At 74.4% G+C, this 18,790-nt stretch carries 14 protein-coding genes and 1 pseudogene; 4 read left to right on the top strand and 11 right to left on the bottom strand.

Annotated elements, in window-relative coordinates; genetic code table 11:
* Nucleotides 1-279: 279 nt before the first annotated feature.
* The 8 genes from ACFT41_RS08535 to ACFT41_RS08500 form a co-directional block, all read right to left on the bottom strand.
* Entirely contained in the window at nt 280-975 is a 696-nt protein-coding gene (locus ACFT41_RS08535; RefSeq protein ID WP_377589723.1) for an aspartate/glutamate racemase family protein, read from the bottom strand.
* Nucleotides 976-994: 19 nt separating this feature from the next.
* Complete coding sequence (locus ACFT41_RS08530) at nt 995-2,305, bottom strand: NAD(P)/FAD-dependent oxidoreductase (protein WP_377589722.1); 1,311 nt, start codon at nt 2,303-2,305, stop codon at nt 995-997.
* A 9-nt stretch (nt 2,306-2,314) separates the two neighbouring features.
* Complete coding sequence (locus ACFT41_RS08525; protein ID WP_377589721.1) at nt 2,315-3,190, bottom strand: family 3 encapsulin nanocompartment shell protein; 876 nt, start codon at nt 3,188-3,190, stop codon at nt 2,315-2,317.
* A gap of 26 nt (nt 3,191-3,216) precedes the next feature.
* Nucleotides 3,217-4,062, bottom strand: coding sequence for an SAM-dependent methyltransferase (locus ACFT41_RS08520; RefSeq protein WP_377589720.1), 846 nt, complete (start codon nt 4,060-4,062; stop codon nt 3,217-3,219).
* A 74-nt stretch (nt 4,063-4,136) separates the two neighbouring features.
* Nucleotides 4,137-4,964 (bottom strand): SDR family NAD(P)-dependent oxidoreductase, encoded by an 828-nt coding sequence (locus tag ACFT41_RS08515; protein ID WP_377589719.1) that lies wholly within the window; start codon nt 4,962-4,964, stop codon nt 4,137-4,139.
* 5 nt (nt 4,965-4,969) lie between these two features.
* Complete coding sequence (locus tag ACFT41_RS08510) at nt 4,970-5,911, bottom strand: sulfotransferase (protein WP_377589718.1); 942 nt, start codon at nt 5,909-5,911, stop codon at nt 4,970-4,972.
* Entirely contained in the window at nt 5,908-7,149 is a 1,242-nt protein-coding gene (locus ACFT41_RS08505; RefSeq protein WP_377589717.1) for an MFS transporter, read from the bottom strand. Before ACFT41_RS08505 ends, ACFT41_RS08510 begins: the two co-directional genes overlap by 4 nt.
* The gene (locus ACFT41_RS08500) at nt 7,146-8,522 is read right to left on the bottom strand and encodes a DegT/DnrJ/EryC1/StrS family aminotransferase (protein WP_377589716.1); all 1,377 of its coding nucleotides are present in this window, start codon (nt 8,520-8,522) and stop codon (nt 7,146-7,148) included. The genes ACFT41_RS08505 and ACFT41_RS08500 overlap by 4 nt, the downstream gene beginning before the upstream one ends.
* 792 nt (nt 8,523-9,314) lie before the next feature.
* Here ACFT41_RS08500 and ACFT41_RS08495 point away from each other — a divergent pair.
* Entirely contained in the window at nt 9,315-10,049 is a 735-nt protein-coding gene (locus ACFT41_RS08495) for a lytic polysaccharide monooxygenase (protein ID WP_377589715.1), read from the top strand.
* Nucleotides 10,050-10,256: 207 nt separating this feature from the next.
* Nucleotides 10,257-10,739, top strand: a complete 483-nt coding sequence (locus ACFT41_RS08490) for a DUF305 domain-containing protein (RefSeq protein WP_377613769.1) — start codon at nt 10,257-10,259, stop codon at nt 10,737-10,739.
* 258 nt (nt 10,740-10,997) lie between these two features.
* Here ACFT41_RS08490 and pgi read toward each other — a convergent pair whose 3' ends face one another.
* Together pgi and ACFT41_RS08480 are read right to left on the bottom strand one after the other, a co-directional pair.
* On the bottom strand, nt 10,998-12,635 hold the full coding sequence (pgi, locus tag ACFT41_RS08485; protein ID WP_377588314.1) for a glucose-6-phosphate isomerase: 1,638 nt from the start codon (nt 12,633-12,635) through the stop codon (nt 10,998-11,000).
* 379 nt (nt 12,636-13,014) lie between these two features.
* Nucleotides 13,015-14,226 (bottom strand): helix-turn-helix domain-containing protein, encoded by a 1,212-nt coding sequence (locus ACFT41_RS08480; protein ID WP_377588313.1) that lies wholly within the window; start codon nt 14,224-14,226, stop codon nt 13,015-13,017.
* A gap of 102 nt (nt 14,227-14,328) precedes the next feature.
* Here ACFT41_RS08480 and ACFT41_RS08475 point away from each other — a divergent pair, with 102 nt between their 5' ends.
* Nucleotides 14,329-15,987, top strand: a complete 1,659-nt coding sequence (locus ACFT41_RS08475; protein WP_377588312.1) for an FAD-binding dehydrogenase — start codon at nt 14,329-14,331, stop codon at nt 15,985-15,987.
* Between the two features lie 32 nt (nt 15,988-16,019).
* Here the strand turns inward: ACFT41_RS08475 and ACFT41_RS08470 are convergent, their stop codons facing one another.
* Nucleotides 16,020-16,670: a hypothetical protein gene (locus ACFT41_RS08470; protein WP_377588311.1), complete on the bottom strand. Its 651-nt coding sequence runs from the start codon at nt 16,668-16,670 to the stop codon at nt 16,020-16,022.
* A 236-nt stretch (nt 16,671-16,906) separates the two neighbouring features.
* Between ACFT41_RS08470 and ACFT41_RS08465 the strand changes: the two are divergent.
* Nucleotides 16,907-18,648 (top strand): annotated as a pseudogene (locus ACFT41_RS08465) (M28 family peptidase).
* The last annotated feature ends 142 nt before the right edge of the window (nt 18,649-18,790 follow it).

Raw genomic sequence — 18,790 nt, 5'->3', positions numbered from 1 at the left:
TGAGGCGTAGATGTCACACGGGCCGGTGCCGGCGGCCCGCGCCTGTGGCGCGTCCGAGACCACGTAGGCCCCGGCGACGACGGCGAGGACCAACGGGACCCCTGCCGCCGCCATGAAGCGACTCAGCCTTTTCTTCACGTTCATCGAAGCCTCTCCTGCGGTGTGGTGTGGTGGCTCGTAGACGTCATACGTCACACCCATGACATTAATGTCAGTCGATGGGGATGCGCTACCTGTCGACGGGCCCCACCCAGCAGAGGACCTACCGTCAGCGCCTCGTCACGCGGCCGGGAACGGGCGGCGGGTGAGCGTGGCGTGGAGCATGTTCGAGAGCGTCACGATGTCGAACACCGGCAGGCCGAGCCGGGCCTGGATGGCGTGCGCGAACGGCACCAGGTCGGTGCACTCGATCACCAGCGCCCCGAGGCCCGGGTGCGCCTCGGCGAGCCGCTCGACCCGGTCGAGCACCTCCCGTTCGAGCCGGCCGGCGTCGAGGGCGTCGCGGCGGCCCTCCAGCATCACCTCGCGGAACTCCGGCTGGCCGGCCATCCCGGTCACCCGCACCGGCACCCGCTCCGCGCCGATCGCGGCGAGGTGGCGCGGGGTGAGCGCGGCGGCGTCGGCGACGAGCAGCCCGACCGGCCGGCCCACCATCCGGTGCACCATCGGGAGCTGGAGCAGGCTGGACGACCACAGCGGCACCGACACGGCGGCGGCCAGCTCGGCCTGGAACAGCACCAGGAACCCGCACGCGCCGGTGATCCCGGCGACCCCGGCGGCCTGGAGGTCCCGCGCCGCCGCGACGAACGGCTCCAGCAGCGTCGGGTCGGCCTCCCGGACCAGCCGCTGCGGCGTGGCCCCCTCGACCACCCGGTAGACCACGGGAAAGTCGAAGGTGGCCGGGTTGCGGATGTGCCCGGGGATCTTCTCGAACGAGGTGTCCAGGCAGAGCACGCCGATCGGGGCGTCGGTCATCGGTTCCTCCGCGACGAGTTCATCGGGTCCTGCGGAAAACCGGGCGACGCCGCCAGCGGTCCACGGCGAAGAGGGCAGGGTCCAGCTCCGGGCGTTCGCCGCCGACGAGCTGGGCGACCAGCCGGCCGCCGACCGGGGCCAGGCCCATCCCGATGTGGCCGTGCCCGGTGGCGACGCACACGTTCCGGTACGCCCCGGCGCGGCCGATCAGCGGCAGGCTGTCCGGCGTGCAGGGGCGCAGCCCGCTCCACACCCGCACCCGCCGGTCGGTGTCCAGCCCCGGCAGGTACGACGCGACGGTGCGCACGATGCCGTCGACGCGGCGCGGCGAGACGCCGGTGTCCATTCCCACCAGCTCCAGGGTGCCGGCCAGCCGCAGCCGGTCGCCCAGCGGCATGACGGCCACCTTGCCCTCGCTGAGCAGGATCGGCAGCCGGGGCGGGTGCTCACCGGCGGCGACGGTCACCGCGTACCCCTTGGCGGGCTGGAGCATCAGGTCGACGCCGAGCCGGCGGGCGCACGCGACCGACCAGACCCCGGCGGCGAGCACCACCTCGGCGGGGCGCAGGTCCCCGCCGCTGGTGCGCACGGCCCGTACCCGGTCGCCGGCCACCTCGAAGTCGCGTACCTCCGTGTGGGTGCGGATGTCGACGCCCGCGGCCCGCAGCGCGTCGGCGAACGCGACCAGGAACGCGGGGATGCGCAGCGCGGCCCCCTCGGCGTTGAGCAGCGCCCCGGCGATGTCGAACGCGACGCCCGGTTCGAGGGCGGCCAGCTCGCCGGGGTCGAGCACCCGCAGCGGCAGGCCCCGGGCCACGGCCGCCGGCACCGAGGCGCGGGCCGCGGCGAAGCCCTCCGGGGTCTTGCAGGCCAGCAGCATCCCCTGTGCGGTGAGGGTGTCGGCGAGCGGGCCCGTCGCGCACACCTCGTGCAGGATGGCGAGGCTGCGCTGCTTGAGCGCGAGCAGGACGTCGAACGCGGCCCGGGCGTCGCGCTCGGTGCAGCGGCGGCGGAAGTGCCACAGCCAGGCGAGCAGGGCCGGGTCGAGGCGGGGCCGGACGTGGAACGGGCTCTCCGGGTTCAGCAGGTAGCGCAGCCCCTTGGCCGGCACGCCGGGCTCCGCGAGGGGCGCGGAGCCCTGGGTGCCGACGAAGCCGGTGTTCCCCGACGAGCAGGCCGCCGGGTCGCCGACCTCGCCCCGGTCGACGACGGTGACCCGGTGCCCGGCGCGGGCCAGGAACCAGGCGCAGAACAGGCCGACGACGCCCGCGCCGACCACCAGCACGTCGGGGTCGTCGCCGGGTGGGCGCGGCGCGGGCGGCGTCGACATCGCGGCGGCCTAGAGGCTGACCACGAAGAAGCAGGTGGGCAGGTTGAGCACCACCCGCTCGTAGATCTCGGCGGTCAGCGCCACCCCGGGCTCGGCGAACGTGCCGGGCGGCGGCTCGGCGAAGGAGATCATCGACCGGCCGGCGTCGAACAGCAGCGCGCCGTGGCCGAAGTCGCCGACGATCGCGGTGCCCGGGTCGACCAGCCGGGTCCGGACGATGAACACCCCGTTCTCCTCGACGTCGCGCATCAGCGTGCCGGAGCCGAGCAGCCGGTAGTAGTCGGCCGGGTTGATGATCAGACCGTCGGCGGTGCTGCCGTTCTGCTCCACCTCGTTGCAGGCGGACAGGATGGTGGAGCCGAACGGGCCCGCCTCGGTGAGCCGGGCGATGTCCGGCATGGTCAGCAGGCCGCCCTCGCCGCGCAGGATGGTGACGTTCTCGGCGGTGGCGAGCCGGACGACGAGCCGGTAGTTGATGAACTCGGCGAAGCTGGTCGGGTCGTCCCACAGCCCGTCCGGCACCTGCACCCACGCCTTCGTGGTGTGAAGCGGCGGGATCGGGGAGCGGTGGAAGTGGTTGGCCGCCTCCCGCCGCAGGTCCGCGCCGTCGACGGCCGGGTCGTCCGGGCGGGCGGGGCTCTCGTGCCAGTAGAACTCCTGCGGGTCGCGGGACAGGTCCACCACCTTCAGCATGTTCCGCGACGGGTAGCGCGGCTTGCGCCGGGAGCTGGTCAGCGAGTCGGTGATGGTGACGTCGTAGTCGACGCGGGTGCCGAAGCCGTGTTCGGCGAAGGCGTCGACGAATACCTGCCCCGGTGACAGCTGCTTGCGGCGGTCCTCGACCACCTCGGCGATCGTGCGCTTGATGACGTCGGTTCGTTGCATCGGGCTCACCCCTTCCGGTCGGGTCGTCACTGCGCGGCGGGCTTGCGGGCGACGAACATGCCCCAGCCGAACTCGCCCCGGTCGATGGCGGCCTGGATCTCGCCGCAGGAGGCGGCGAAGCCGAGGATCCACTCCCGGGCGGCCGGGTCGTCGGTGCCGGCGGCCCGCCGCCGCGCGGTCTCGCCGAGAACCCGGTACGTCTGCCGGATGTGGGTGTCGAGGCTGCGGGCGGTGAGCACCTCGAACCCGGCGGCGGTGAGCGCCGCGGCGTACCCGTCGAGGGAGTATCCGCCGCTCCACCGCACCCGGTCGTAGACGTGCCGGCGGGCGGCGTCGCCGATCTCGGTGGTGGGCTGGAGGAAGTCGGTGATCGCGAGGATCCCGCCGGGGGCGAGCACCCGGTGCATCTCGGCGTGGCTGCGCGGCTTGTCCGGCACCAGGAACAGCGCGTCCTGGCTGACCACGTGGCTGAGGGTGCCCGGGGCGTACGGCATGGCGGTGGCCGAGCCGTGCCGGAAGGTGATCCCCGGCGTGCCCCGCTCGGCGAGCTTGGCCTGGGCGAAGCGGATCCGCTCGATGCTCAGGTCCAGCCCCTCGCCCCGGCAGCCGGTCTGCCCGGCGAGCCGGAGCAGGAAGTTGCCGCAGCCGCAGCCGACGTCCAGCACCGTCGAGCCGGCGTCGATGCCCGCCTCGGCGGCCAACAGGTCGGAGGTCCGGTCGGCGGCGGCGTGGTAGTCGGTGTCGGCGTCGTCGGCGAAGTAGCCGGTGTGCAGCACGCCCTCGCTGTCCCAGAAGCTGAGGTACGTCTGGGTGGTCTGGTCGAAGAACTCGGAGACGTCCCGCTCGGTGAACGTGGGGCTGGTCGTGGACATCGCGCACTCCTTGGTGCTGTGCCGCCGGCCGGCGTCGACCGCCGCCGGATGGGGGAGGGGAGACGGTGCGGGGGTCAGGCGTAGGTGTCCTTGCGGACTCCGGTGAGGTGCGGCAGGTCCGGGCCGGTGGCGCTCGCGCCGCCGTCGACCAGGTGCACCCCGGCGGTGACGAACGAGGCCCGCTCGCTGGCCAGGAACGCGGCCACGGCGGCGACCTCCTCGGGGCGGGCCAGCCGGCCCAGCGCGCTGTGGTGGCCCATGGCGACGAGCTGCTCCTCGACGTCGCCGCCGCCAGCGAGCCGGGCGGCGGCCCGCTCCATCGGCGGGGTGCGCACCGAGCCGGGGGCGAGCACGTTGACGGTGATCCGGTCGCGGCCCACGTCCACGGCGAGGCCCTGGGCGAAGCGGACCAGCGCGGCCCGGGTCACCCCGGACAGCACCAGCGGAGCGATCGGCACGGCGGCGGTCTCCGAGGCGACGAAGAGCAGCCGCCCCCAGCCGGCGGCGCGCAGGTGCGGCAGTGCCGCCAGGGCCAGCCCGACGGCCGGCAGCAGCACCCGGTCGACGGCGGCCCGGTAGTCGGCCGCCTCGAACAGGGCGGCCGGGCCGACCGGCGGGCTGCCGCCGCTGACCAGCAGGACGTGCGCCGCGCCGAAATCGGCGGCCACCCCGTCGACCCAGCGGCGGGCCGCGTCGGCGTCGGTGACGTCCACGCCGGTGGCGCTGACCCGGCCGGCGGCCATCCCGGCCAGCTCCCGCTCGGCGGCGGCGAGCCGGTCCGGGTCCCGGCCGCAGATCGCCACGTGCGCGCCCTCGGCGGCGAACTCCTTCGCGCAGGCCAGCCCGATGCCGCTGGACCCGCCCGCGACGAGCGCCACCCGTCCTGTGAGCCCGAGATCCACTTCTCCTACCTCCCGCTGGTCGGTGACATCCGGGCCGCCCCGGCCGACCGGTAGCCGTAGCGGGCGAACAGGGGTTGGGCCAGGACCGTGGCGGCCAGCCGGTCGGCGGTCGACAGGGTGCGCCGCCAGGAGTCGTCGCTGTCCCGGATGACGGTCGGCCCGGTGCGGAACCGGTCCGGGTTGCCGGTCACCGTGTGGTTGGTGCCCAGCTCGACGGTCCGCCCCCGCACCGGGTTGGCGGCCGGGTCGGCCCCGCACAGCCGCAGCAGCGTGTCGACGGTGCCGGCCGGGTCGGCGGTGAACGACTCGTAGCGCAGCAGCGTCGACCGCTGCGGGTGCCGCCGGATGATCGCCGCCGAGGCCAGGTTGAACCCGTGCCAGTACGCGGTGCTGCGCGCCGCCGACATCGCGTACACGTACTCCTTCGGCTCCCGCCAGGAGTGCGCCACGGCGCGCGGGTCGCGCACCAGGTGCACGTAGTACGGGGTGATCCCGGGCAGATGCGCCAGCAGCGCCGCCTCCCCGGGGATCTTCGTGGTGTCCACGATGGTGTGCGCGCCGGTGCGCTCGGCGATCGCCCGGTAGACCCGGCCCGTCAGCTCGGCGTGGGCGCGGATCTCGCCGTCGTGCAGGCCCCGGCGCAGCACCCGCCACGTGTGCCGAGTGCGGACCCGGGAGCGCTGGCGGTGGATCACCTGCGCGGCGTGCGCGTCGGCCGACATGCCGGCGGGCCGGCCGACGGGCAGCACCCGCGACCAGATCTCGCAGTCCGTCAGCTCCCGGCCGCAGCCGCACAGGCCGTTGACGCCCCGGCCGGTGGAGTTCTTCCACAGGAAGTGCAGCTCGCCGACGTGGAAGAAGCCGGGCACCTCGTTGAGGACGTTGCCGATGATGGTGCTGCCGTTGCGGCACCAGCCGGTGACGCACAGGACCGTCAGGTCGCTCATGCCGCGCGGGCCTCCGTCCGTTCGCCGCCGGGACCGTCTGGCACACCGGGCACGCCGGGGCCGGCCGCCGGGCGGCCGATCCACGCCGCCATGGCCGCCGCCGCGACGGCGCAGGCCGCGCCGACCACGAACACGGCCGGGTAGTCGAGCGTTGCCGCGACCAGGCCCGTCACCGGCCCCCACACCGCGAGCCCCAGGTCCCAGAACGAGGTGTACGCCCCGATCGCCGCCCCCTGCCGGGTCGGCTCGGCCCGGTTCATCACCATCAGCGCCAGCGACGGGTGCAGCAGTGAGAAGCCGACGCCGGTGACCACCCCGCCGGCCACGGCCACCGGCAGGTTCGGCGCGAGCGCCACGATCGTCAGGCCGACCGCCTCGCCGGCCGCCGACCAGGCCGCCACCCGGCGGGGGCCCAGCTTGTCGGGCAGGTGGCCGATGACCAGGCGGGTGCCGGCGTACACGGCGCTGAAGCAGCTCAGCACCAGCACGCCGGAGCCGATCCCGCGCGCGTCCAGGTGCAGCACGACGAACGCGGCGAGGCCGGCGTACCCGGCGGCGCCGAGGGCGAGTGCGGTGCCGGGCAGCAGCGCCGGGCGCAGCAGCAGCCCGCCACCGCCCCTGGCCCGGGTGGTCCCGGGCTCCCGGCGCGCGGCGGCCCCGGGCTCCCGGTGGGGCACCGGGACCAGGGCGATCAGGGCGGCGGCCAGCAGGGGAGCGGTGGCGGCGAGCGCCCAGACGGCGGTGAAGGAGACCTGTTGCAGGGTGGCGCCGAGGAAGGTGCCGGCGGAGATGCCGCCCCACATGCTCACCCCGTACAGGCCGATGAGCTGGCCTCGGCGGTGGTGCGGGGCGAGGGCCACCGTCCACACCGCCCCGGCGGTGAACAGGGCCGCCTCGCCCGCGCCGAGCAGCAGCCGCACCGCCACCAGCGCCGGCACCGTCAGCGGCAGGAAGTACAGCAGCCCACCGAGGCCCGCCACGAGCGCGCCGGTGCGCATCACGGTGCGGTGGCCGTACCGGTCGGCGAGCGCTCCGGCGACGGGCCGCACGAGCAGCGCCGTGCCGGCGGTGACCGTGACGACCAGCCCGACGACCAGGTCCCCGGCGTCGTGCCGGGCACGCAGGAACGCCGGCAGCACCGGGATCACGGCGGTGAGGCCCAGGTAGCCGGCGAAGAGTCCGCCGAAGATGCCGACCAGGGCGGGGCGCGGCACGGCGCGGGCGACGGTGTCCGTCATCGGCCCACCGGCTCCGTCGCCCCGGACGCCGCGGGCGTGGGCTCGGCGGAGGTGGCCGTCACCGGGCCTGCGGGCGCGCGACCTGCGGCGGCGGCCACCTTGCGCACCGCCCGCACCAGGTCGTCGCAGTCGGCGAGGGTCAGGTTGGACGACAGCGGCACGTCGACGGCCTCGCGCAGATAGCCGGCGGTGCGTGGCAGCATCGCCCGGACCGCGTCGACGTCGTCGGTGTCGTACACGAACCGCCAGTTCCAGAACGCGCGGACGTTGAGGTCGTCGTCGGCGCCGATGTTGCGCGCGTCGATGCCCTCCTGGCACAGGGCGCGGGCGAACCAGCCGGCGTCGCCGCCGGGCACCCGGAACACGAACGCCTCCCCGAGGTACGCCCCGGGGGCGACCGGCCGGCGGATCGCGATGCCCGGCACGTCGGCCAGCGCGGCGGCGACGTGGTCGTAGTTGCGGTGGAACAGCCGCAGCCGCTGCGGCAGCCGGGCCATCTCGGCGCGCAGCAGCGCCGCCCGGATCTCGTCCATGCGCAGGCTGAGCAGGGGCAGATCGAGGCCGGTCAGCGGCGGCTCGGCGTCGGGGAAGTGCCGCCGCAGCCGCCCCTCGTACGCCCCGGACAGCGCCACCGCGCGGGCGAACAGCTCCGCGTCGTCGGTGACCAGGAAGCCGCCCTCGCCGCAGTTGAGCGCCTTGTCCGACTGGGTGCTGAACGCGCCGGCGGCTCCGAACGTGCCGAGCTTGCGGCCGTGCAGCTCCGCGCCGAGCGCGGGCACCGCGTCCTCGATCAGCGGCACGCCCATCTCGGCGGCGAACGCGGCGAGGGCCTCGGCGTCGGCGGCGAAGCCGCGCATGTGCACCACGAGGATCGCCCCGATACCCGGGTGCCAACGGCGGCGCAGGTCGTCGAGGTCCATCCGCAGGTCCTCGTCCACCTCGACCAGGAAGGGCTTGCAGCCGGCCATGACGATCGCGCTCGGCGTGGCGACGAACGTGAACCCGGGGCAGGCGACCAGTGAGCCCGGGGGCACCCGCGCCGCCATGATGGCCAGGGCGAGCGCGGCGGTGCCGCTGGACACGGCCAGGGCGTGCCGGGTGCCGAAGAAGCGGCACAGCTCGTCCTCGAACCGGCCGCACTCGGTCTCGTGCTGCGGGCGGTGGTCGTAGCGGAAGTAGAGGTGGCTGCGTACGGCGCGGCAGGCGGCCTCCTCGTCCTCGGGGTGGACGAAGACGGCGCCCTTGTCGTATGTGGGCCAGGGGGTGTGCCGGACGGGTGCGCCGCCGTGCAGGGCGAGGCGGTCCTCCGGTCGATCAGGGCGCGCCGCCGGCAGTGGCCGGGGCGGCGCGGGAGCTTCGTCGTTCCCGTTCACCGGCGGACTCCTCGCTCGTTCCTGACGGGTGTTCCGCCGGCTTTTCTCCGGCCTGCGGAACGGTGGCCGGCACGCGTCGTGCGGACAGCACGAATAGCCCCACTGACGTGGGAAAAGTCGTCGATCCGGAATCGCGCCAATCGCTACCCAGTGACAGTCATGATTGCCTTAGGGGTGCGGCCCGTCAACCCGTGTTTGTGGTGTCCGGCGGTTGCGGTCGGACGTCGGCGCGGAGCGCCGGTGACCGCCGGTTGCAGCCCGCGGGGGGTGCGCCCGGTCGACATGCCGCTGAGCTGTGCAGATTACTTCTGGCTGGTCCCGGTGGCGGTCACCCTCGGTCAGGGCGGCCCGGCGGCTTCGTGTAGCGGTCGCAATGCTCGCCCCTGCGATTCCATTTCCCCAGCGGATGAGCAGGCTTTTCGGCCGGCGGTTGCGTGCAAAGGTGGTCAACAGCCGTCAATGGACTGTTGTCCGAGCGGAACCGGATATGTGTGCCCATGCGGCCGTCGATTGGATTGTCCGGGCCGGGTGGCCTCGGAGAATGGGTTCCGCTCGAGCGGGCGACTGCGACGACCCCGCCCCGGCGACCGCGAGGCTGGCGCCATCCGCGCCGCGGTCGCTCCTCGCGCGAACGACCCGATCTCATGGTCGTTTCGGCGGGGGTATTTACTGTTAAGAAGGTTTACTTTATGTTCATCGCATCCCCTGGCGGGCGCATCGGCCCAGCTCGGCGCACCGCGCCGACGCCTGCCCCCGGAACGGACGCCTGCCCCCGGAACGAAGGAGCGTCACATGCGTCGAAGAATCGCACTTCCGCTGGCGTCGGCCGGCGCCGTCGTCGCCTCCCTGGCCGTCGCGGTGCCCGCCCAGGCGCACGGCTACGTGTCCGGGCCGCCGAGCCGGCAGGCGCTCTGCGCCCAGGGCCGGGTCCCCGACTGCGGCCAGATCAAGTACGAGCCGCAGAGCGTCGAGGGCCCGAAGGGGCTGCGCAGTTGCAGCGCCGGGATCGGCCAGTTCGCCGTCCTCGACGACGACGCCCGGGGCTGGCCGGCCACCTCGGTCGGCAGCTCGGTCACCTTCACCTGGACCAACACCGCCCGGCACGCCACCAGCAACTGGGAGTACTGGATCGGCGGCACCCGGGTCGCCGTGGTCGACGGGGGCGGGCGGCAGCCCGACGCCACCGTCTCGCACACCGTCAACCTGGGCGGCTGGTCGGGCCGGCAGAAGGTGCTCGCCATCTGGAACATCGCCGACACCGCCAACGCCTTCTACTCCTGCGTGGACCTCCAGGTCGGCGCCGGCGGCACCCCGACGCCCACCCCGACGGCGTCCCCGTCGCCGACGAGGACGGCCACCCCCGCGCCGACCACCCCCGCGCCCGGCGACACCTGGACGGCCGGTCAGGCGTACCAGGTGGGTGACCAGGTCACCTACGGCGGTGTGACGTACCGGTGCATGCAGGCCCACACCGCCCTGCCCGGCTGGGAGCCGCCGAACGTGCCGGCCCTGTGGACGCGGCTCTGACCCGCCGGGGGGTGCGGCCCGGCACCCCGGGCCGCACCCCCCCGCACACCGCGTCGGCCACCCGGGGACGCCCCGTCGCCGGCCACCCGACGACCCGGCACGGGCCGGTGCCGTGCGACGCTGGCGCTCGCCGCGCTCCTGGCCGCCGCCGGCTGCGCGGCGACCGCCGGCTCGCCCGCCCCCGCGCCCGCCCCGACGGCCGGCACGGTGCCGTCCCGGCCCGCCGCGTCGGCGCCCGCCCCGGCGGACGTGCCGTTCCTCCGGGCGATGGTGGCCCACCACGACCGGACCCGGGTGATCGCCGCCGCGGCCACCGGCCGGATCACCGACGTCGAGCTGCGTACCCTCGTCGCCGCCGTCGACGTGACCGAGGCCGACGAGCTGGCCAGCATGCGGCGCTGGCTGGCAGCGGCCCCCGACGGCGGAACCACCGGACCGGCCGGTCACCATCCGCACCACGACGCCCCGGCGACCGCCGATCCTGACCTGGCCCGGCTGCGGGCCGCGACCACGGACCGGTTCGACGCCGTACTCGTCGAGGTACTCACGGCCCACCAGCGAGCGGCCGTCACGCTGGCCCGGACCCACCTGCCGGCGGCGGTCGGTCCCGAGGTACGCGACCTCGCCGACCGCGTCGCCCGCTCGCGCGCCGCCCAGATCCGGCTGATGGCCGGGCTGCCGGCGGCCTGACGCTGCCCGCCTGCCCACCCCGGCGACCGACCGCAGGTGCCGATCCGACCCGCCCGGCGCCCCACGCGGGGCCGCAGCCGGAGATCACGGGCTGGAGACGCTCCGCCAGCCCGCAGGCGGCCAACCCGTCGTACCTCACGGCGGATGCGTGCCGCACGGCCTCCGATGACGGAAGTCGGCAGCGACCCGTGCTGACTCGAAAGAAGGAACCGGCCGGCGTGGCGGGGGGCGTCGGCCGGTTCCGGAAACGGAGGCCGGTCAGGCGGTGGCGTGCCGCTGCGCCCGGTACCGGGCGATCAGGGCCCGGGTCGACGAGTCAAGCCCGGACAGGTCTGCCTCGTCGCCGGTGAGCAGCGGTGCGAGCTGGTTGGCCATCACCTTGCCCAGCTCCACGCCCCACTGGTCGAACGGGTTGATGTCCCAGATCGCGCCCTCGGTGAACACGATGTGCTCGTACAGCGCGATGAGCTGGCCGAGCACGGCCGGGGTCAGCTCCGCGGCGACGATCGAGGTGGTCGGGTGGTTGCCCGGCATCACCTTGTGCTCCGCCAGCTCCGCCGGGGTGCCTTCGGCCTCGACCTGCTCCCGGGTGCGTCCGAAGGCCAGCGCGGCGGTCTGCGCGAAGAAGTTCGACATGAACAGGTCGTGCATGTCGCCCAGGTCGTGCATGGGCCGGGCGAACCCGATGAAGTCCGCCGGCACCAGCCGGGTGCCCTGGTGGATGAGCTGGTAGAAGGCGTGCTGGCCGTTGGTGCCCGGCTCGCCCCAGAAGATCTCCCCGGTGTCGTACGACACCCGCGTGCCGTCCAGCGTCACCGACTTGCCGTTGCTCTCCATCGTCAGCTGCTGCAGGTACGCCGGGAACCGGTGCAGGTACTGCGAGTACGGCAGCACCGCGTGGGTCTGCGCGCCCAGGAAGTTGGTGTACCACACGTTGAGCAGCCCGAGCAGCGCGGGGACGTTGCGCTCCACCGGCGTGGTGCGGAAGTGCTCGTCGACGGCGTGGTAGCCGGCCAGCAGCTCCCGGAACCGCGCCGGCCCGACCGCCAGCATCACCGACAGCCCGACGGCCGAGGGCAGCGAGTAGCGCCCGCCCACCCAGTCCCAGAAGCCGAACATGTTGGCCGGGTCGATGCCGAAGTCGCGTACCCGCTGCTCGTTGGTGCTGACCGCGACGAAGTGCCGGGCCACCGCCGAGGCGTCGCCGCCCAGGCCGGCGAGCAGCCAGTCGCGGGCCTGCCGCGCGTTGGCCAGGGTCTCCTGGGTGGAGAACGTCTTCGACACCACCACGAACAGGGTGCTCGCCGGGTCCAGGTCGGCCGTCGCCTCGGCGATGTCGGTGGGGTCGATGTTGGAGACGAACCGGCAGGCGATCCCCGCGTCCCGGTACGCCCGCAGCGCCTCGTACGCCATCACCGGCCCCAGGTCGGAGCCGCCGATGCCGATGTTGACCACCGTGCGGATCCGCTCGCCGGTGTGCCCGACCCACTCGCCGGAGCGGACCCGGTCGGCGAACGCCGCCATCCGGTCCAGCACCGTGTGCACGTCGGCCACCACGTCGCGGCCGTCCACGGTCAGCGCCGCGCCCGCCGGAGCGCGCAGCGCGGTGTGCAGCACCGCCCGGTCCTCCGTGGTGTTGATGTGCTCACCGGCGACCATGGCCGCGATCCGGTCGGTCAGCCGGGCCCGCCGCGCCAGGGCGGCGAGCAGGGTCAGCGTCTCGTCGGTGACCAGGTTCTTGCTGTAGTCGACGTGCAGGTCCGCCAGTTCGCCGGCCAGCCGCTCACCGCGATCCGGGTCGGCGGCGAACAGGTCGCGCAGGTGCGCGTCCCGCAGCTTCTCCGCGTGCGCCGCCAGCGCCCGCCACTCGTCGCTGGTGGTGATCTCCTCGGCCATTCCGGCTCTCCTCCCGCACCTGCTCAAACCGTTGCGCGGCCGTAACCGTACTGCGAGCGCCCGGCCGCCGGGCCAGACTGCCACCAGCCGGGACGTGTCGCACCCCCGGCGCGCTCGCTGCCGCCCGTTCGGCCCGGCGCGGTTCGGTCGTACCCCGGGGGCATGATCCTCCCCAGGACGGGCGCCCTGCCGGGCCCGGTTCCGGTGGGGCGGCTGCTTGATCGACTCCATGTCGGCGACATGGGGGCATCCGCGCCGCAGGAAAGCCCCATGTCGCCGACATGGCGAGGCCAACCCGCCCGGGGCCGAGGCCAACCCGCCCGGGGCCGAGGCCAACCCGCCCGGGGCCGAGGCCAACCGGGCCGGGGCCAGGGCCGGGTCAGCCGGGCCGCTCAGGGGCGGGGCGGCGGGCGAGGTGGTGGCGCAGCGCCAGGTGCAGGGTGAGCCGGGCGTCCGGGTCGTCGAGGTCCGCGCCGTAGCGTTCCCGCAGCCGGCGCATCCGATGCCGGACGGTCTGCGGATGGGTGTGCAGCAGCCGGGCGGTCTCGACCACCTGACCCTGGGTGTCCAGCCAGGTGGCGAGCGTCTCGGCCAGGGCCCGGCGGGCGGCCGGCCCGAGCGGGGCCAGCGGTGCCAGGGCACGGGCGACGAGCCGGTCGGTCAGCGCCGGCTCCCAGTGGGTGACCAGGGTGAGCAGGTGCGTGTCGCAGTCCACGAGGCCGTCGGCTTGCAACACGCCGTCGGCGTGCAGGCGCAGCGCCCGTCGCGACAGCCGGTACGAGGTCCGGGCCTGCCGCAGCGGGACGGTCGGGCCGAGGGCAGCCCGCCGGCCGGCGAGGGCCCGGCGCAGCGCGGCGAGCCGGCCGGGGGTGTCCGGTTCGGGCAGCACGATCCGCACGGCGTCGTCGATGACCGTGGCCACCGCGCCGCCGCCGACGGCGCGGGCGAGGTGTTCGTCGTCGGTGCCGTCGACGCTGATCACGGCAACGGTGGCAGGCAGCGGCCAGCGGGCGGCCTCGGCGGCGGCGTGCAGCGCGGCGTCGGCGGGCGGGTCGGGCTGCACGAGCAGGGTGATCAGCCGGCGGCGGACCACGATCCAGTCGTGCGCGGCGTCGCGCTGCTCGTCGAGGTAGCCCTCGGCGGCGGCCCCGGCGAGGGTGTCGGTGTAGCCGAACAGGGCGGCGGCGATCACGTACAGCTCGTCGGCGGCCAGCCGGTCCTGGTGCTCGGGGGCGACGAGGAACGCCCAGATGGCCCGGGCCCCCACGGTGAGGACGGAGCGCAGCGCGTCGACCCGGTGTCCCTCCTGGTACTCGGTGCGGCCCAGCGCGTGGAACACCTGCCGGGTGTCGGCGAGCGGGCGGCTCGGGTCGGCGACGGCGGCCACGAACGCGTCCACCGCGGTCCGGACGCCCAGGGCGAGGCCCCGGCCCTGCCCACCGGTCAGCGACCGGCCCTGTCCGCGCATGGTGGCCCGGACCGCGTCGAGGGTCTGCTCGTGCAGCGCCGCCTGGACGGCCCGCAGCCGCTCGCCGACGTGCCGGGGCAGCCCGCCGAGGCGGGGCTCCAGCTCGGCGAGGTTCTCCGCCACCGCGCAGCCCCCTCGCGTTTGTCATCCGGGTGACAGTTCCGGGTGCGGAACCTGCTTCCGCGTACCACTGATTTTGGCACCTCTGTTCCGTAGGGTTCCGGCATGGATGCGGATGTGATCGTCGTCGGGGCCGGCCTGGCCGGCCTGGTCGCCGCCACCGAGGCCGCCGACGCGGGCCGGACGGTGCTGCTGCTGGACCAGGAGCCGGAGCAGAACCTCGGTGGCCAGGCGTGGTGGTCGTTCGGCGGGTTGTTCCTGGTCGACTCGCCCGAGCAGCGGCGGATGGGGGTCCGCGACTCGGTGGAGCTGGCCTGGCAGGACTGGCTGGGCAGCGCCGCGTTCGACCGTCCGGAGGACCACTGGCCGCGCCGGTGGGCCGAGGCGTACGTGCACTTCGCGGCCGGGGAGAAGCGGTCCTGGCTGCGGTCGATGGGGCACCGGATCTTTCCCGTGGTCGGCTGGGCCGAGCGGGGCGGCGGCGCGGCGGACGGGCACGGCAACTCGGTGCCCCGGTTCCACGTCACCTGGGGCACCGGCCCCGGCGTGGTCGAGCCGTTCGCCCGTCGGCTGGCCGCCGCGGTGGACGCCGGTCGGGTGCGGCTGTGCTTCCGGCACCGGGTCGACGGCCTGGTCACCACCGGCGGGGCGGTCACCGGCGTACGCGGGGCGGTGCTGGAGCCCAGCGACGTCCCGCGCGGCGCGCCCAGCTCCCGGGTCGAGGTGGGCGAGTTCGCCTACGCGGCGCAGGCCGTGGTCGTCACCTCCGGCGGCATCGGCGGCGACCACGACCTGGTCCGGGCGGCCTGGCCGGCGCGGCTCGGCGTCCCGCCGAAGCGGATGGTCGCCGGCGTGCCCGCCCACGTCGACGGGCGGATGCTCGGCATCACCGAGGCCGCCGGTGGGCAGGTGGTCAACCCGGACCGGATGTGGCACTACGTCGAAGGGCTGCGCAACTGGGACCCGATCTGGCCGCTGCACGGCATCCGGATCCTGCCGGGGCCGTCGTCGCTGTGGCTGGACGCGACCGGCCGGCGGCTGCCCGCCCCGCTGTTCCCCGGCTTCGACACCCTCGCCACGCTGCGCCACCTGCGCGCCACCGGCCACGACCACAGCTGGTTCGTGCTCACCAAGAAGATCGTCGCCAAGGAGTTCGCGCTCTCCGGCTCGGAGCAGAACCCGGACCTGACCAACCGCAGCGTCCGGCAGGTGATCGACCGGGCCCGCGCCGGCACCCCGGCTCCGGTGGCGGCGTTCCTGGAGCACGGCGCGGACTTCGTCGTCGCCGACACCCTGGAGGCCCTTGTCGCCGGGATGAACGACCTCGTCGCCCCCGACGGCGGCCCGCCCCTGGACGTGTCCGAGGTGCGGCGGACCGTCGAGGCCCGCGACCGCGAGATCGCCAACCCGTTCGGCAAGGACGCCCAGGTCACGGCGATCCGGGGCGCGCGGGCGTACCGGGGCGATCGGCTGATCCGGGTGGCCCCGCCACACCGGCTGCTGGACCCGGCGGCGGGGCCGCTGATCGCGGTGCGGCTCAACATCCTGACCCGCAAGACGCTCGGCGGCCTGCACACCGACCTGGACGGGCGGGTGTTGCGCCCCGACGGGCAGCCACTGCCCGGCGTGTACGCGGCCGGCGAGGTGGCCGGCTTCGGCGGCGGGGGCATGCACGGCTACAACTCCCTGGAGGGCACCTTCCTCGGCGGCTGCCTCTTCTCCGGTCGGACCGCCGGCCGCGCCGCCGCCGCGGCGACGCGCTGACCATCCGGGCGAGCCGCACGCGACGCCATGCGTCAGGCGGGCGGCCGGCCGGCCCCGTCGTCGTCCAGGCCGTCGTCGTCCGTGTCCTCGTCTTCGTCCGTGTCCTCGTCGTCGTCCGGATCGTCGTCGTCCAAGTCCCCGTCGTCGTCCGGGTCGTCGAAGACGGGCGCGCCGCAGGCCGGACACTCGACGGTGTCGAGGTCGTCGAGCAGTTCGGCCAGCTCGGGGTGGCCCTTCAGCGCAGCGGCGGCGGAGAGCAGGTACCGGGTGTCGACGTCGTCGTGCGATGCGCCGGCCAGCGTCTGGGCCAGCAGGGTCAGGGCCTCGGGCAGGGCACGCCGGTAGGCGTCGGCGATGTCGTCGGGCAGGCCGGCGGAGGTCTGCCCGTAGGCACCGGAGCACGTGGCGACGAGGCCGACGACGATGAGGTACTCGTCGCGCCCCGCCGGGGGGAGCTGGCGGGCGATGTCGACCAGGTGGGGGACGGCCGCGTAGGCGGCGGGCCAGGCGGTGCCCTCGGAGCACAGGTACGGCCACAGGTCGCTGAACCGTTCCTGGTCCGCCGGGTTGGCGCGGAGCCGGCGCAGCTCGTCGGGGACGAACGGGGCATCCGGCGAGCCCTGGCCCGCCGACCAGTTGCGGTGGTCGAGGTCGGGCCAACGTGGATCATCGAGTGACAGCATGACGGCAGCCTAGATCCACGGCCGGTGGCACCCGTGCGGACGGGCGGGAACGGTCGGGGAGTACGGCCATTGTGGATATTGACCATGGGATAGACGCGTGTAAGTGTGTGCTTCCCTGGAACGAACGTCGCGGCGCCCCCTCGCCACGCCGCCGGACCCCGCTCGCCCCACCCTCGCGAGCGGGGTCCGGTCACGCCCAGGTGCACGACACCCCCGACCTGCACCGAGGAGCACCCATGAGACGCACCACAGTGACCGCGGGCCTGGCGTTCGCCGCCGCTCTCGCGCTGACCACGTCGACGGCGACCCTGCCGGCCACCGCCGCCCAGGTTCCCACCGCCGCCCCGGCCGCCGCCGCGCTGGCCGCGCCGGACATCTCCGTGACGAACGTCCAGGCCCACCTGACCCAGTTCCAGAGCATCGCCACCAGTAACGGCGGCAACCGCCGCGCCGGCTCCGCTGGCTACACGGCCTCCGTCAACTACGTCAAGGGCAAGCTCCAGGCCGCCGGCTACACGGTCACCGAGCAGAACTGCACCAGCTGCACCTACCCCGGCAACAACGTGATCGCCGAGTGGCCGGGCGGCCCCCGGCCGACCAGGTGATCATGTTCGGCGCGCACCTCGACGGCGTCTCCGCCGGCCCGGGCATCAACGACAACGGCTCCGGCTCGTCGGTGCTGCTGGAGAACGCCCTCGTCCTGGCCCAGCAGAACCCGGCCCTGACCAAGCGGGTCCGGTTCGCCTGGTGGAACGGCGAGGAGCAGGGCCTGCAGGGCTCCAACTTCTATGTGAACTCGCTCAGCGCCACCCAGAAGGGCTACATCAAGGGGTACTACAACTTCGACATGGTCGCCTCCACCAACGGCGGCTACTTCATCAACCGGGTCACCTCCACCACGGCCGCGCCGCTGAAGGCGTACTGGGACTCGCTCGGCCTGGCCCCGGAGGAGAACGTAGAGGGCCAGGGCCGCTCCGACGACTACTCCTTCCAGCAGGCCGGCATCCCCACCTCCGGCTACGCGATGGGCGCCAGCGCCCGCAAGACCAGCGCCCAGGCCGCCAAGTGGGGCGGCACCGCCAACGCCTCGTACGACCCCTGCTACCACCGGGCCTGCGACACCACCAGCAACATCAACGCCACCGGGCTCAACCGCAGCGCCGACGGCATCGCGTACGCCATCTGGGACCAGGCGGTCGGCGGCGGCACCCCGACCGACGACTTCTCCGTCGCGGTGAGCCCGACGTCCGGCAGCGTCGCCGGGGGCGCGTCCACCACCGCCACGGTCTCCACCGCCACCACCTCCGGCAGCGCCCAGACCGTGGCCCTGTCCGCCACCGGCGCGCCCAGCGGGGTGACGGTGTCGTTCAGCCCGTCGTCGGTCACCTCCGGCGGCTCGTCCACGATGACGATCGCCGCCTCCGCGACGGCCGCCACCGGCACGTACGCCATCACGGTCACCGGCACCGGGTCGGCGACCCGCACCGCCACCTACAGCGTCACCGTGACCGGCGCCGGCGGCTGCGCCGGCGGCCAGGTGGTCGGCAACTCCGGCTTCGAGAGCGGCGCAGGCGTCTGGGCCGCCTCCTCGGGCGTGATCACCAACTCGGCCAGCCAGCCCGCGCGCACCGGCTCGTACAAGGCGTGGCTCGGCGGCTACGGGGCCAGCCGCACCCAGACGCTGTCGCAGTCGCTGACCGTCCCGGCCGGCTGCGCCACGTACACCCTGTCGTTCTGGCTGCACATCGACACCGCCGAGAGGACCTCGACCAGGGCGTACGACAAGCTCACCGTCCAGGTCGGCAGCACCACCCTGGCGACGTACTCGAACCTGAACAAGGCCACCGGCTACGTCCAGCGCACCTTCGACGCCGCCGCGTACGCCGGGCAGACCGTCGTTCTGACGTTCACCGGCGTGGAGGACGCCTCGTTGCAGACCAGCTTCGTCCTCGACGACGTCACCCTCACCGCCGCCTGAGGCGCAAGGAAGGGCCCCTTGTTGACGCCTGCGGTATAGCAGGATTCCCTTCTCACCGGCGCGGGGCGGCCAGAACCGCCCCGCGCCCGGTCGGGAACGGGACCGACTGCGACACGTGTTCGACACGCCGGTGACGCGCTGA

This window comes from Micromonospora sp. NPDC057141, assembly GCF_042670805.1.
GTDB lineage: Bacteria > Actinomycetota > Actinomycetes > Mycobacteriales > Micromonosporaceae > Micromonospora.
This window is presented reverse-complemented; position numbering and strand designations above follow the sequence as displayed.

Bases quoted from the DNA above. Each gene is read 5' to 3' on its own strand.
- ACFT41_RS08535 (WP_377589723.1), bottom strand. From the start codon at position 975: ATGACCGACGCCCCGATCGGCGTGCTCTGCCTGGACACCTCGTTCGAG.
- ACFT41_RS08530 (WP_377589722.1), bottom strand. From the start codon at position 2,305: ATGTCGACGCCGCCCGCGCCGCGCCCACCCGGCGACGACCCCGACGTG.
- ACFT41_RS08525 (WP_377589721.1), bottom strand. From the start codon at position 3,190: ATGCAACGAACCGACGTCATCAAGCGCACGATCGCCGAGGTGGTCGAG.
- ACFT41_RS08520 (WP_377589720.1), bottom strand. From the start codon at position 4,062: ATGTCCACGACCAGCCCCACGTTCACCGAGCGGGACGTCTCCGAGTTC.
- ACFT41_RS08510 (WP_377589718.1), bottom strand. From the start codon at position 5,911: ATGAGCGACCTGACGGTCCTGTGCGTCACCGGCTGGTGCCGCAACGGC.
- ACFT41_RS08505 (WP_377589717.1), bottom strand. From the start codon at position 7,149: ATGACGGACACCGTCGCCCGCGCCGTGCCGCGCCCCGCCCTGGTCGGC.
- ACFT41_RS08495 (WP_377589715.1), top strand. From the start codon at position 9,315: ATGCGTCGAAGAATCGCACTTCCGCTGGCGTCGGCCGGCGCCGTCGTC.
- pgi (WP_377588314.1), bottom strand. From the start codon at position 12,635: ATGGCCGAGGAGATCACCACCAGCGACGAGTGGCGGGCGCTGGCGGCG.
- ACFT41_RS08475 (WP_377588312.1), top strand. From the start codon at position 14,329: ATGGATGCGGATGTGATCGTCGTCGGGGCCGGCCTGGCCGGCCTGGTC.
- ACFT41_RS08470 (WP_377588311.1), bottom strand. From the start codon at position 16,670: ATGCTGTCACTCGATGATCCACGTTGGCCCGACCTCGACCACCGCAAC.